At 48.1% G+C, this 15,682-nt stretch carries 9 protein-coding genes; 2 read left to right on the forward strand and 7 right to left on the reverse strand.

Translation table 11 applies throughout. From position 1 onward, the window contains the following. Positions 1 to 12 precede the first annotated feature (12 nt). The 7 genes from GO755_RS15615 to GO755_RS15645 all read right to left on the reverse strand — a co-directional run bounded on the left by GO755_RS15615 (position 13) and on the right by GO755_RS15645 (position 12,419). Positions 13 to 2,670 carry an ABC transporter permease gene (locus GO755_RS15615; protein WP_227686967.1) on the reverse strand — a complete coding sequence of 886 codons (2,658 nt, stop codon included), beginning with the start codon at positions 2,668 to 2,670 and terminating at the stop codon, positions 13 to 15. A gap of 88 nt (positions 2,671 to 2,758) precedes the next feature. After that, a complete protein-coding gene (locus GO755_RS15620; RefSeq protein ID WP_227686968.1) occupies positions 2,759 to 5,386 on the reverse strand; it encodes an ABC transporter permease in 2,628 nt (875 codons plus the stop codon). Further along, on the reverse strand, positions 5,383 to 5,721 hold the full coding sequence (locus tag GO755_RS15625) for a PadR family transcriptional regulator (protein WP_157586110.1): 339 nt from the start codon (positions 5,719 to 5,721) through the stop codon (positions 5,383 to 5,385). The genes GO755_RS15620 and GO755_RS15625 overlap by 4 nt, the downstream gene beginning before the upstream one ends. A gap of 156 nt (positions 5,722 to 5,877) precedes the next feature. Then, positions 5,878 to 6,624, reverse strand: a complete 747-nt coding sequence (locus GO755_RS15630) for a carbon-nitrogen hydrolase family protein (RefSeq protein ID WP_157586111.1) — start codon at positions 6,622 to 6,624, stop codon at positions 5,878 to 5,880. Positions 6,625 to 6,643: 19 nt separating this feature from the next. Then, positions 6,644 to 9,283: an ABC transporter permease gene (locus GO755_RS15635; protein ID WP_227686969.1), complete on the reverse strand. Its 2,640-nt coding sequence runs from the start codon at positions 9,281 to 9,283 to the stop codon at positions 6,644 to 6,646. Between the two features lie 102 nt (positions 9,284 to 9,385). Next, entirely contained in the window at positions 9,386 to 12,034 is a 2,649-nt protein-coding gene (locus GO755_RS15640; RefSeq protein WP_227686970.1) for an ABC transporter permease, read from the reverse strand. Positions 12,035 to 12,080: 46 nt separating this feature from the next. Beyond that, positions 12,081 to 12,419 (reverse strand): PadR family transcriptional regulator, encoded by a 339-nt coding sequence (locus tag GO755_RS15645; protein WP_157586112.1) that lies wholly within the window; start codon positions 12,417 to 12,419, stop codon positions 12,081 to 12,083. A 355-nt stretch (positions 12,420 to 12,774) separates the two neighbouring features. Between GO755_RS15645 and GO755_RS15650 the strand changes: the two genes are divergently transcribed. Then, entirely contained in the window at positions 12,775 to 13,755 is a 981-nt protein-coding gene (locus tag GO755_RS15650) for a YihY/virulence factor BrkB family protein (protein ID WP_227686983.1), read from the forward strand. A 226-nt stretch (positions 13,756 to 13,981) separates the two neighbouring features. Beyond that, positions 13,982 to 15,679: a sodium:solute symporter family transporter gene (locus GO755_RS15655; protein ID WP_157586114.1), complete on the forward strand. Its 1,698-nt coding sequence runs from the start codon at positions 13,982 to 13,984 to the stop codon at positions 15,677 to 15,679. Positions 15,680 to 15,682: the final 3 nt, after the last annotated feature.

Consider the following 15,682-nt stretch of genomic DNA (forward strand, 5'->3'; position numbering starts at 1 on the left):
CCACGCTCCCTGTTATTCACTGCGTAAACTCTTGACTGGATTAACTAACGCGGCTTTGATGCTTTGAAAACTCACTGTTAGCAAGGCAATGCCAATCGCCAGCAAACCCGCCAGGGCAAAAATCCACCAGTCAATCGTAACCTTATAGGCGAATTCCTTTAGCCATTGATTCATGCCCCACCAGGCAATGGGGGAAGCCAGCACCAGCGCGATCAGAACGAGTTTGAGAAAGTCTTTGGAGAGTAAGGCCACCACACTGCCAACGGATGCGCCCAGTACTTTCCGAACCCCAATCTCTTTGGTACGCTGTTCGGCGGTGTAGGTAGCCAATCCGAACAATCCTAAACAGGCGATGAAAATGGTCAGGCTTGAGAAGAGGGTTAGTATCTGTTCTATTTTTTGCTCACTGACATAAACCTGCTCAAATCGGTCATCCAGAAACGAATAGGAAAAAGGGGCGGTGGGCGCAAATGACTCCCATTGCTGCTTCAACGAAGCCAGAAACTCCGGAAGTTTATCCGTACGGGTTTTAACGAGAATATTGCCTGAGTTTCTCCCCAAAAACATGGCTAACGGCCCGATCTTCTGCCGCAGGGATTCGAAATGAAAGTCGCTGACAACACCAACAACCCGGTACATTATATTTACGCCATTATCATCCGTATGGCCGATCAGCTCTCTTCCAATAGGGTTCTTTTGCCAGCCTAACGCCCGTACAGCCGTTTCATTCAGAATCACAGCGGAAGCATCGGTCGGGAAACTTTTCGAAAAATTACGCCCCTGTACCATACGCATCCCCAATGTGGGAATGTATTCAGGATCAACGAAATAGAACCGGGTCATGACACCTTGATCAGGATCTTCTTTGGTCCTTACGGTGGTGTTATCCATGTTTGTCCTCCCAACGGGTACCTGCCCTGAAATACTCCCCGTGACGACTTGCGGAGATCGAATGATCTTGTCGCGAAATACGGTTTCGTTATTTCGGAGCATGTGCGTATCATGAATCACCAGTACTTGTTCGCGATCAAAACCAACTTTTTGCGCTTGCATATAGCGCAATTGGCGGTCGGCCGTAACGGTGGCGATAATGAGTGAGATGGTGATAAAAAATTGAAAGACGACCAAACCGCTTCGCAGGTTAAAGCTGCCGCGTCCGGCGGTAACTCGCCCTTTCAGCACAAAAACAGGCTTAAAGGAAGACAGGTAAAAAGCCGGGTAACTACCTGCTAACAGCCCCACGAGTACAGTGCCCGCAACTAAACCAGTTGCCATCAATGGCTTGATCAACAAGTTCATTGATAGCGTCTTGCCTGTCAGCTGATTAAAGAAGGGCAGCGCCAGGCTTACCACCAGCAAGCCAACTATCAGTGCCACCATCGCCAGCAGAACCGATTCGATCAGAAACTGTTGCTGCAATTGCCCTTTCACCGAACCCAATACCTTACGTACCCCTACCTCACGCGAACGCCGGACCGCCGTGGCCGTAGCCAGGTTCATAAAGTTCACACAGGCGATCAGCAACATAAAGGCAGCAATGGCCGTAAGCACGTATACGTACATAATATTCCCACTCTGACTTGACTCGGCCCTGGAATACAAATGAATATCGGTGAGTGGTTGCAGAAAAACCCCAAAGTCATCACCCTTCTCACGAAACTGTTTTGGGGTGAGTTTCAGGAATTGCTGTATTTCACTTCCCATCTGTTTTTCAGCGAGTTGGGGAATTTTGGCCGCCAACTGTCTATAATCGTAATGTTCAGGCAGAAGCAGATAAGTCTGATAGTCTATACTATACAGCCATCCCGGCCAATCTATAGTTTGATCCTGACCGACTAACGTAGCCAGCATATCGAACTTAAAATGGGAGTTCGTCGGCACATTCCTGACCACGCCCGTAATTCGGTATGGCCTCTTGTCATTGCCGAATGACAAGACTTTTCCAATCGGGTCCTGATTGCCGAAGTATTTTCGGGCCGTTTCTTCGGTCAATACCACCGTATTTGGCTCGGTCAGCGCTCGCTTCGGATTTCCTTTCAGGAAGGGAATGGTGAATACCTCAAAAAAAGTTGAGTCGGCAAGCAGCAGGTTATCCTGTCTGAATGAGGTTGTTCCATAGCTGACAAACTCACCTCCCTGCCCCTTGATACGCGTTACTTTTAGTACTTCCGGAAATTCCTGTTTCAAGTCCCGAGCGGCATTCTGGCCTAAACTGTATCCACCAACGTCCTTACCATTCATCTGCAATTTGAGGCCGACCCGAACAATCCGATCTGCCTTGTCATTATAGCGGTCGTAGGATAATTCATCCTGCACGTACAGCATAATCAGGATGCAGGTAGCCAATCCGATGGCCAAACCAACCACATTAATGCTGGTTGAGACTTTTTGTCGCTTCAGATTCCGAAGCGCTATTTTCAAATAATTCCGAATCATAGTAGGTTGTAGGATTGAGGGGGTTTGATAATAGTCTTCTTGTCGTTTGCGTCGGCGCACAAAGGGTGGCAGTACAGATACTACGTTCAGCAAATAGCGTAGGGTAGCCTGCGTCCGGCCCGCCCGCTCATACCAGTACGTGTACAGTTCATCCAGATCGCCTTCGACCTCTTCCAAAGTTTCCTCAGGGTGAAGCCGGGTCAGTAGCCAATGGGCAAAGCGGGGTGGTTTCATAGTGAAGAGTGACGAGTGAAGAATGAAGAATAGGTGTAAACGATGATAGATGCCAGGCTTTTATTTTTCACTCTTCATTCTACATTCTTCATTCCGACCGCAGGGAGGTAACCGGATTCATCAATGCGGCTTTGATACTCTGAAAACTCACCGTCAGCAGGGCAATTCCAACGGCCAATAGTCCGGCTAGAGCGAAAATCCACCAGTCTAGCGTCACCTTATAGGCAAACTCTTTCAGCCACTGATTCATGACGTACCAGATCAATGGGGTGGCAAGAACAATAGCAATGAGCACCAACTGAATAAAATCCCTGGCCAGCAACTGGACGATACCGACAACGCTGGCGCCCAGCACTTTCCGAACGCCAATTTCGCGGGTACGTAGTTGAGCAGCATACGTTGCCAGGCCAAATAGCCCCAGGCAGGAAATCAGAATAGCTACAGCAGCGAATAAGCTAAACAACCAACCCGTACGCTGTTCTGATTTATACAGATTGTCGTAGGTGTCGTCCAGAAACGAATACATAAACGGTAGTCCTGCGTTGTATTGCTTCCATCGCTTTTCGACAGCAGCCAGCGCCTGAGGAGCATCTTCGCCAGTTGTCTTGACGTACATCAGTTCATTGCCGGGATTGTACTGAAACACCGCTGGTTCTATTTTCTGCTTCAGCGAGGCAAAATGAAAATCTTTCACCACCCCAATAATGGTTCCTTCCGTATTCCAAAGCGTAAATCGTTTGCCAATAGGATTAGTTAGACCGGCTTCGCGTACGGCCGTTTCGTTGAGGATAAAATGGGTAGAATCTGAAGCAATACCGGTAAACCCCTGCCCTTCTACTAACGATAATTTGAAGACAGAAAGAAAATCCTGATCCACTGTAAGCGGGTGAACAAAAAAACGCTGGTCTGGGCTTTTACCTTCCCAATCCGTTTTTCCGGTGGTGGTCCCCAGGTTGACCAACTGGTCATTGGCATAGGTAATGCCCCGTACGCCCTGTTGCTTCATCAAGTCGGCTTTGACTAGCTGGGCCTGTCGCTGCATTTTTCCTATGTCTACTGAGAATACGTACTCCTTATCGTAACCCAGCTCTTTGGTGTGGATGTAAGTCAGTTGACGATCAATAACCAGTGTGCCGGCAATCAACCCTACCGAAACCATAAACTGTCCGGTGACCAGTAGTTTACGAAAGAATGTAGTACTTATGCCCATACTAAATCTCCCTTTCAGAACCTGCATCGGATCAAAGGACGCTAGGAGAAGTGCCGGATAAATGCTGGACAGCGCCAGCGTAGCAACCAGAGTCAGGCCGATAACGGACCACAATTGGGGATCAGAAAGACGTAACACCATATGTCTGTTGGCGATGGTGTTGTAGGCAGGTATCAGCAGTTGCATGAGCACCAGCGTAGCCATTGCCGCGATCGCAAAGAGTAAGGTTGCTTCCAGAATGAATTGAACAAACAACTGCACTTTGCCTGCACCAATCAGCTTGCGAACGCCTACCTCTTTCGCTCGCAGCAGCGACCTGGCCATCGACAGATTGACATAGTTGGTGCAGGCTACTATCAAGATCAGAATCCCAATGATCAGAAACAGATTGACGGTCTGAATAAGGCCATCACTGCCGTCGGTTTTGTAAAGGTGTATATTCGCCAGTGGCTGAAGGGCATACGGATCGTCGATGCCGATATCGCGGAAATGAATACGAAGCAGCCCGGCCAGTTTATGCTCGACGGATTGGGTGGCGGTTCCTGGGGTTAATTCCAGGAATGTATCGTAGGTAAACGTTCCCCAGTCTTCATTGATGGTTTTCCCTTTATGGTCTCTGGTAAAACGGGTGGCATAGAGATTCATAGGAAATAGCATATCGTACTGAATGCTTGAGTTTTCCGGAAAATCATCCAGCACCCCTGTTACTACGAATTGCTCTTTCGTATCGGCCATCAGCACGTTACCGATCGGGTTTTCATGACCGAAATAGCGTTGCGCCGTCGTTGCGGTTAACACCACCGAATGATCGCCCTGGAAGGGATAGTTTGAGTTGCCCTGTAGTAGCTTAAAATCGAAAAAAGTAAAAAACGAAGGGTCTACGTAGGCTTTCTTATCGTCGATAAGCTGTCTATCGCCATGCGTGAATTGAACAAAGTCCCGATTATCCCGAATACGTACCGCATTTTTAATTTCCGGCACGTCGGCTTTCGCAAAGGTGGCTAAGGGGGCATGCGTATGCGACCAGATTTCCCGGCTGTCTCCTTTTCCTACGTTCGTTAGTACCCGGTAGATATGAGGAGTATTTCGGTGAAAGCGGTCGTAACTAAGTTCATGTTGCACCCAAAGCAGCACAAAAATGCCGACCACCAGTCCTGTGGTAAGGCCGATAATGTTGATAGCCGAATAGACCCGATTTTTAATCAAGTTTCGAAAGGCGATTTTCAAATAATTCCGAATCATGTCAGGATGGAAGGATGAAAGTTGTTCGTATTGTTGTTTATCCGTTTTCCGTCGGCGCACAAAGGGTGGCAACACCGATACGACATTCAGTATATAGCGTAGAGTAGCCTGCGTCCGGCCCGCCCGATCGTACCAGTACGTGTACAGTTCGTCCAGATCGCCTTCCACCTCCTCCAGGGTTTCCTGGGGATGAAGCTTGGTTAAAAGCCAGTGCGCCCAGCGCGGTGGCGATCCGACGTTTCGGTTCGCATCCTGTGGATTCATGAGCCGCTGAGTTGAAGCGTTTTGGGTGGAATCAGTTGCCAAAGCTCCTGACGAAGCTGTTGAATCTCCTGAAGCGCCCGACTCCCTAAGGCCGTTACCCGGAACAGGCGCTTGCGCCGTCCACCCCTTTCAGCAGTGCCTCCGCCCAATTCCGAGGTCACGAAGCCTTTCTCTTCCAGACGGATGAGCGTGTTATGGACGGTACCAAACGTAACAATCCGCCCCGTGTGCTCCTCTAGTGCCTGACTGACGGTAACGCCATAGCCCTCTCCATCCAGAATGGCTACCATCAATAGAACAACCTCTTCAAACTCGCCTAAATACGTGCGACGCATGGCTTTCGCTGATTAGTTTATATTTTATCGTACAAATCTGCGGCCAAATAGCCAACATAGCCTGGATGCGCTATTTTGGGCGTTTAACAGCAGTCTAATCTGCTAAATATGTCCGTTTACGGACACAGCATTGTCCTTCAACGGACAGGTAATTAGTTACGGTAAAAGTACGTCTACCACAATCATCCCTACTTCGAGCAGTGGTACTTGAGCGACTACTTCACCTGAAGGATTGATAGCCGCCGTTGGGCCGTATCCAACTCGTAAAGTCCCTCGCATTCCTGTAACATCAGCCGAGATTAGCCACATCCCTGTTTCTTTTGCACGTTCAGCACGCATCGGGTTATGGCGAAGTTTCCATTTTTCAGCCGACGCTTTCTTCATCATATTCTGGGCGGGTACCAGCAGTAAATGAGCACCCTGAACACGAATGGCAGCAGCAGCGTCGGCAAACTGTGTATCATAGCAAATGTTAATCCCAAATTTGACGCCTTCCAGGTCAAAAACTGGATACGCATTGCCCGCGTCAAAAAGTGACTCGCCGGCCGTAAGGTGTGTTTTCCTGTAAGCTCCTATGATAATCCCCTTCCTGATCACCACCGCCGTATTAAAATAACGATCATTCTTCTGCTCAATGAGGCCAAACACCAGGGTTGCTTCAATGGTCGCAAGTTGCGCCAGTATGGTGGTCATTGTGGGCGAATCCAGCGCAAGTGCATACCGCTCAAGGTGGGTTTGTTCAACAAGATAGCCTTGCAGGAAGCATTCAGGAAATAGGAACAGATCAATTTTCTCGTCCTTAGCCCGCTCGTCAACGAAGGAGCGTATACAACGAAGGGCAGCTTCTATATCTCCGATAATCTCCGGCGTTTGACAAGCGCCAACTCGTAAGAATTTAGTCATAAGGTTTTGGGGTCCTACGCTACTCACTGCGCAGACTCTTCACTGGATTCATTAAAGCCGCTTTGACACTCTGGAAAGAGATTGTTAGCAACGCAATGCTAACAGCTAATAAGCCCGCTAAGGCGAACACCCACCAATCGAGATCAATTCGGTAAGCAAAGCTTTGCAACCAACGGTTCATGGCGTACCAGGCAATGGGCGAAGCAATGACAATAGCGATCAAAATCAGTTTCAGGAAATCCTTCGAAAGCAGTGTCACAAGGCTTGTCACCGATGCGCCCAGCACTTTGCGAATTCCGATTTCTTTCGTGCGTTGTTCGGCCATGAACGCGACCAGGCCGAATAATCCCAGGCAGGAAATGAATATAGCCAGTACGCCAAACGAGTTGATCAGCGTCGTTACTTGTTGCTCTCTACTATATAATCGCCCATACGCTTCATCCAAAAACAGATAGGTAAATGGGTAAGTCGGATTAGCCTGTTTGATTAACCGTTCCAGACTGGTTAGTGTTGGTGAGGTTTGGCCAGCTTTTAGTTTGATCAATAAGTAGCTGGCATTGCCATCATCAAACGCCAGAATTAAGGGCGTGATCTTTTGATGCAGTGATTGCAAATGAAAGTCCTGGAGCAAACCAATGATTGGCCCTTTTCCTCGTAAGAAATCGATTTCCTTGCCAATCGGATTCGTCATCCTCATCAGCTTAGCCGCTGACTCATTGACCAGATAACCCGCCGAATCAGCCGGGCGATTTACCTGAAAATCACGACCAGCCAGCAATTTAATGTTCATCATTTTGGCAAAATCAGGCCCAACAAAATCGGCGGATACTTCTGCCTTTTGGCCAGGGTCTTTTCCCGGCCAGTTTAAATCGCCCGAACCGCCCTGAATATTTGTTGGTAAGTGATTGACCGTAGCCGCCGATGCAACGCCTGAAAGTCGCAGAGCCCGTTGACGGACTAGTTCGGCGCGACCTGGCTTAAGGATTTCGCCCTCCAATGGAATCACAACGACGTTCTCACGATCCATACCCAAATTTTTGGTTTGTAAATACTGCATCTGTCGCCCCAGAATAATCATCCCAACAATGAGTGAGGTCGATAAGGTGAACTGAACGATAACCAGCGCCCGCCGAAATAGCACCGGGCCAGTCCCTAGTCTTAACGTACCCTTCAATGTTTTGGCTGGTTGCAAGGAAGACAAAAACACAGCTGGATAACTACCTGATAATAAGCCCGTCAACAAAACAAGCCCTACTACAATCAGCCAAAGCGCGGGGTCGGTTGGTTGAAGGGTCAATTGTTTATTAAACTCTGTATTGAACAGCGGCAATGCTATCCAGACCAGGCTCAGCGCCAATCCAACAGCCAATAGACTGGTTACAAATGATTCGCTGATAAACTGGCCAATTAGTGAACTTCGTAGGGCGCCAATCACTTTCCGGACCCCAATTTCCCTGGCTCGTAAGGCTGACCGCGCTGTAGCTAAATTCATAAAGTTGATGCACGCAATCAGCAGGAGAAACAGGGCGACAATCGAAAAAATACGCACATACTCGATTCGCCCTCCAACAGGTACCCCGTTTTGGTAGTTTCCGTACAAATAGACCTCGTTAAGCGGTTGAAGGATTGGGAATATTCTCCCTTCTTTTGCGCTTTTCCAATCGGTGTAACGCGGGTAAATACCTTTCATAGAAGCTTCGGTCTGAGCGGCAGTACTAGCCGGTTTTAATCGAACGTAGGTTTGAAATGGGTTATCGCCCCAGGCTTTCATCCATTCTTTTTCAAAAGCACTGAAATTCGCAACCCATTCGAACTGAAGCGTTGATGCCGTTGGCAAATCGTCAATAACAGCCCCAACTCGATACATCTTATCGTTGTTTAGTTGCAGTTGTTCGCCCAGAGCCGAGCCACCAGCAAAGTATTTTTCGGCCATCCGACGCGTGATCACAATCTGGCCTGGGTCAGCTAAAGCTGCTTTAGGATTACCAGCTAAAGCGGGTAGTCGAAACACATCAAAAAAGCCACTGGTGGCATAATAGCCCTGCTCTTTACCAGTTTTCTGATCCTGTTTGGGAGTAATCGGTTTTACTAACAGGTTGGGCCAATCTGCAATTTTAGTCGCGGATTCGACCTGAGGAATGTCTTTTTGAATCGCTTCCTGCAACGGCCCCGGCGTTGTTAAATTAGTCAGTATCTCTCCTTCACGAACCAGATTGTAATGAACGACATACAGCCTATCCAAATCGGGCAAAAAGTGATTCGAACTCCGCTCATCGTTCACCCACAAGCCAATGAGCAGGCTGCACGCCATGCCTAAAGCCAGACCGAAAATATTGATGCCGGAGTACAGTTTATGTCTGAGCAAATTCCGCCAGGCGATTTTCACATAATTGAGGATCATGGTAGGATTTAGTAAGGATGGAGATGAATATGCTGCCGAAGCGCCGGATCGTAGTTTACTGGTACTGTGCGACGGATTCAAATAACTCAACACTGCCCAACTGTACGCCCAGCGAGCTCGTGCCAAACCTATTTCGCCGAGTTGTTTATAAAACACCTCATGCAAATCTCCCTGCACATCCTCCAGCAAGTGAGGAGAGAGGAGCCTTTCTAAAAGCCAGTCGGCCCAGCGGGGCGGTTCGACGAGTCGAGGAGTCATAGTGAAGAGTGAGGAATGAAGAGTGAAGAATAAAGAGTAGTCATTGGGGGGGGACAGATTATTTTTATTTTTCACTCTTCATTCCTCACTCTTCACTCCCTTTCATTCTGACCGCAGGGAGGTAACCGGATTCATCAAGGCCGCTTTGATACTCTGGAAACTGATCGTTAGTAAGGCAATGCCAATGGCTAGTAGCCCAGCCAGAGCAAAAACCCACCAGTCGAGGTCAATTTTGTAGGCATATTCCTGCAACCATTGACGCATGGCGTACCAGGCCACCGGCGACGAAATGAGGATAGCCACCAGTACTAGCTTGATAAAATCCTGCGAAAGCAGGGCAATAATGCTCGCTACCGAAGCGCCCAGTACTTTGCGAACTCCGATTTCTTTGGTCCGTTGTTCGGCCATAAAAGCCGCCAGCCCAAACAACCCCAGGCAGGAAATGAATATAGCCAGAAATGCGAAGTAATTAGCCAGCGTCCCAACGAGGGTTTCGCTGCGATACAATGTCTGAAAGGCTTCATCGGCAAAGCGGTACCGGAACGGGAACTTTGGATTCATTTGCCGGGCCAGTGTTTCCAGGCTCGTCAATGCCTGTTTCGTTTGTCCTGGCTGAACACGAACGATAATAATTTGACCTTCACCTAATTTAGCAATGAATGGTTCGATAGCCGTGTGCATTGAACTCTGATGGTAGTCGGCAAGGACACCAACGATTGTCCCGGTCTTGCCCCATAGGGTCAACGGCTTACCAATTGGATCTTTGTAGCCGATCCGTCGGGCAGCAGTTTCATTGATGAGATAATTCGTCGAATCGGCGCCAAAATCTTTCGAAAAATCTCGCCCGGTCACCTTTACGTTCAATGTCTTCGTGAAATCGTAACCAACCTTGGAGAACTGGAATTGAATGCTGGCTTTTGGGTTCTTACCAGGCCATTGGACGTTGCTTGTACTTCCAAATCCATTGGTGGGTGTGCCATCCATTTTAGTTACGGCTTGAATTCCAGGCATCTGCAGCAACTCCTCTTTGAACGTGTCGTATTTGGTCTCCAACTCACCTTCAGACGATACATAAAGCATCCCTTCCCGATCAAACCCCAAATTCTTGGTCTGGATAAAATTGATTTGCCGGTATACGATGATCGTTCCAATAATCAACAGCATTGACAACGCAAACTGAAAAACAACCAGCCCCTGCCGGAAAAACCGGGCGCCAGAACTAAATCGAATAGTGCCTTTCAAAACACGAATCGGGTTCAGCGACGATAAAAAGAGCGCGGGATAACTTCCGGCTATGAGACCTGTTAAGAGTGTCATTCCTACCAAAATGGCCCAGAATGTAGCATCTGTAAATTGATAGGTGATGTGCTTATCTGTCAGACTATTGAAGGTAGGCAGTAATAGCCAGACCGTGCCCAGAGCGATCAGTAAAGCAATTGATGTCAACACCATCGCTTCGCCAATAAACTGTCCGATCAACCAACCACGCCCAGCACCAACCACTTTTCGAACGCCCACCTCGCGCGCCCGTTTGACAGAACGGGCGGTTGCTAGATTCATGAAGTTGATGCAGGCAATCAGCAGAATAAAAACGGCCACGATGCCAAAAAGCCGGACATATTCGATGCGCCCACCATCCTGATAGCCATTCTTGAAATTCGAATACAGATAAGCTTCCTGATAGGGCTGCAGAAAAAGCTGAATATCAGAACCGCGTTTTGCCATATCCGGATTATGTTTTTTCATCAACGATTTTATCTTCGCTTCCACACGAGCCGGATCGTCCATAACCCCATTACGATCTACGACCAATTGAATGCGGGTTTGGGTTGCGCTGGTACCCCAATCTTTTAACCATTCGTTGTGGTTCAGCATATCCTTCCAGGTCAGCAGATAGTCGTAGGTTACCGAGCTGGTTGGCGGAATATCAAAAACCGCACTGACCTGATAATCATCTTTGTTGCCGATCCGAATGCTCTTCCCCATAGCTGCCTGCGGGCTGCCAAAATAGTTTTGAGCCAGTTTTTGCGAGATCGCAATATTCGTCGGCGCGTTCAAGGCGGTTTCAGCGGTACCGGCCAGTAACGGAATGCTGTACATCTTAAACCAGTCGGCTCCGGCCCATCGCCCTTTCTCTTTATTCAATTTATCCCCCACAGAAAACGTGCGTTCCTGCTCCCACGAGATGCCAGCTGCATAAGCAATCTCAGGAAACTCTTTTTTCAATTCATCGGGAAGCAAACCGGGTGTTCCAGAACCGGCTTCAACCTTGCCATCGAAGAACTGACGCTCCATCACATTGTAGAGTTGCGGACCATTAGCGTTATATGCATCCACTCGGAACTCGTTCTGAATCCAGAGCAAAATGAGCAGACTACACGCCATTCCGAGGGCGAGGCCCAGAATATTAATGGCCGAAAACGATTTGTTGTTAGCGATGTTTCGCCAGGCAATTTTCAGATAATTACGAACCATAGCAGAATGAAATAATGAGGGTTGAGGATATGTAGTATAATGGCTAGTCGCTGGTTTTCCGGCACTGTGCCGGAACGTCTTAAAAAAGTACGGATTCAAATAAGTCAACACTGCCCAGCCATATTCCCGACGTGCCTTTGCCAGGCCAACTTCGCTGACTCGTTTATAGAATACTTCATGCAAATCTCCCTGCGCATCTTCCAGCAAGTGGGGAGACAGGAAGGTTTCCAGGAGCTGGTCGGCCCAGCGAGGTGGTTCAACAGGTCGAGGTTTCATAATTGCTGTAGTTAAGGCAGTGAGCGGTGAGCGCCCTGTTATTTATTTACCCGCCAATCAATTGAAACTTCCCTGGTGGAATGGCCTCCCATAAACGATTCCGCATTTCCTGAATATCATTTAACGCCCGAACGCCCAAAGCCGTCAGAGTGAAAAAGCGCTTGCGTCGTCCACCCCGCTCGGCTGTGGCTCCCCCCATACTGGACTCCAGATAGCCTTTCTCCTCCAATCGGTATAAAGTGGCATGAACGGCGCTCATGGTTATCGAACGCCCGGTCTGTTTCTGCACCTCTTCCCAGATGTTGACGCCATAGGCTTCTTCTGAACAAGCAGCTACGACCAGCAACACAATTTCTTCGAACTCCCCTAAAAAGGCCCTTCGCATAGCGGTAAACGACTGAGGTGATTAGTTGTAATTTTGCAAAACAAATAACCTGCCAAAGCCCAAAAAGGCCATTGGGAGCCACCAATAAGGCTCGCTATCAAAAACATTGTCCGAAACCGTACAGTTTATGTCCGGTAGTGAACAGCTAATCTGGACAGGCGAACCCTACCCTCAGATAAGGACGAGTTTAGGAACAACCGCTGTCTATTTGGGTTATCCCTATAGCTGAAACTGCTCAGCGAGGATCATCACAGTTCAACAGCCAACCTTTGGCATACCTACGATGACGACATCCATGACAAACCTACTGGCGCGCTTCTACCGGAAGCTGTTCGCCGACTCAATACCATTGCCTATGACAACGACGAAAAAGAAAACGAAGGACAACCAAAGCTTCTTTTCAAATGCGTGGATCGTATTGCACGATTCATTCAACGGTTTCCTTGATGACCGTTGTCTGAAATTGAGTGCAGCCCTAGCCTACTACACTATTTTTTCGCTGGCTCCGCTACTGGTCCTAATTATCTCACTTACCAGTATCTTTTTTGGTCAGGAAGCGATTCAGGGGCAGATTTTCGGGCAGATCAATGGCTTGGTGGGCAATGAAGCAGCCAAGCAAATTCAGGACATGATCAAAAGCGTTGGTCTGTCGGGAAAGACCAGTACCGCTCTCATTATTGGTATCGTTACGCTGGTACTAGGCGCTACCAGTATTTTCGTTGAAATTCAGGATTCGGTCAACCTGATCTGGCGAGTCAAGCCAAAACCCAAGAAGGGCTGGGTGAAGATCCTCAAAGATCGACTTCTATCGTCTTCCCTAGTCGTTAGTCTGGGTTTTCTACTACTGGTTTCCTTAATTATAAATGGGCTGGTATTAGCCCTGAGCAGTACCCTAACGCGTTACCTGCCGGGTCTAGGCGTATATGTCATCAGTGCGTTTAATTTCTTAATCAGCACGGGTGTCGTTACGGTTCTGTTTGGTGTTATTTTCAAGGTCTTGCCCGATGCCAAAATAGACTGGAAAGATGTTCGTGGGGGTGCGATCTTTACGGCTCTACTCTTTATGTTGGGGCGTTACCTGATCGGTTTATATATTGAAACAACCAGCACCAGTTCGACCTACGGTGCGGCTGGCTCTCTGATAGTTATTCTGACCTGGATTTACTACACAGCAGCAATTCTCTACTTCGGCGCTGAGTTCACGCAGGCATATGCCAACCATTTCGGCATCAAAATAGAACCCGCCGACTATGCAGTGTACGTGGAGCAAACCGAACGCGAGCGCGACGTTGCCACAATACCAACACAGAAAAAAGTAGAACAAGCCAACAAGTAATATTTTTCGACAGGATTAACAGGATAATGAAGGATTTGCTTCTAGGTTTTACGCTGCCTTATCCTGTCAATCCTGTCGAAAAATAAACCTTGGCCTGTTACATCAGCCGGGAAATAGATACTGGATTAGCTAATCTATAAATGATTTTAGCTTAGAGTAAGCCTATTTGGAGAAATAATTGCTTTTTTACAGGCTGATTTCAAAACCTATTTTCCGTGCTGCTACAATGAACCAACTTAACCAGACAGATTACATTATTTTTCTCCTGTATTTCATTGGTGTCTCCTCCTACGGATACTGGATTTTCAAACAAAAACAAAAGACCAAACTCGATACCAAAGACTTTTTCCTGGCCGAAGGATCGCTGACCTGGTGGGCCATCGGGGCATCCATGATTGCCTCCAATATCTCTGCCGAACAGTTTATTGGCATGTCGGGAAATGGATTCACTTTCGGGGTGGCGGTGGCTGTGTATGAGTGGTTTGCGGCTCTCGCGCTGATCATCGTGGCCATATGGTTCATGCCTATTTATCTGAAGAACCACATTTATACGATGCCGCAGTTTTTGAAAACGCGGTATAACGAAACGGTGAGTCTGATCATGGCCATTTTCTGGCTTTTTCTCTACGTATTCGTCAACTTGACTTCTATCTTATTCCTGGGTGCACTGGCAATCAGCACCTTAGTTGGTGGCGACTCGTTTCACCCAATCGTAATCGGGCTGAGCATTTTTGCCATTGTGATCACGCTGGGCGGTATGAAAGTAATTGGCTTTACCGATGTAATTCAGGTGGGTGTCCTGATTATTGGTGGGTTGGTAACTACTTACATTGCCTTACAATTAGTTAGCCAGAAGTTCGGCCTTGGCAACGATGTTGTTGCTGGTTTTTCGGCTATGATGAAAGACGCCGACGATCACTTCCACATGATCTTTGAAAAACCCGGCCCCAACACCTCGCAAGTTGACATCAATAAATACTTGACACTACCCGGCATGGCGATGTACTTTGCCGGTATCTGGATCGTGAACCTGAACTACTGGGGCTGTAACCAGTACATCACCCAACGCGCCCTCGGTGCCGATTTGAAAACTGCCCGCACAGGGATTCTCTTTGCTGCCTTGCTGAAGATGTTCATGCCGCTTATCGTAATGCTACCCGGTATTGCGGCTTATGTCCTCTATAAGAACGGCAGCCTTCAGGAGCAAATGGCACCCGGCGGAAAACTCCTTGCTGATAACGCCTACTCGGCTATTTTAACCTTCCTGCCAAACGGCCTCAAAGGTCTCTCTATGGCTGCATTGACAGCCGCTATTGTCGCATCGCTGGCAGGTAAAGCTAACTCGATCTCAACGATTTTCACGCTCGACATTTACCAGAAATACATCAAAAAAGACGCTAGCCAAAAGCAACTGGTATGGGTGGGCCGAATCACCATTTTTGCCGCTATGCTGCTGTCTATTGGTCTGACATGGCAGGATGCACTGGGCATTGGTCGTGAAGGTGGTTTTACGTTCATTCAGAAATATACAGGTTATCTAAGCCCCGCCATTTTTGCGGTGTTTATCTTAGGCTTCTTCTGGAAGCGTACAACAGGATCAGCTGCTGTGGCTGGTATTCTGGGCGGTTTTGGTCTGGCCGTTTTGTTCAATAACTACGCGCCTGATTTATTCGGTCACGAAACGATCCTGTACACGGCTTATCCAAATGGTAATGGTGGCTACGAAATTCCCTTCCTGATTTGCATGGGCTGGGCTTTTTTCTTCACCATCCTGCTCATGGTTGCCATAAGTCTGGCAGGGCCGGCCATCAACAAGAAAGCTTTTGTTATCGATGCGAGCATGTTCCGTCTGGCACCAGGCGCAACAGCACTGACCGTTATCATTTTGTTGCTGGTTACGGTTCTGTACGTTCGCTTCTGGTAGTTT

The organism is Spirosoma arboris, from assembly GCF_009754945.1.
GTDB lineage: Bacteria > Bacteroidota > Bacteroidia > Cytophagales > Spirosomataceae > Spirosoma > Spirosoma arboris.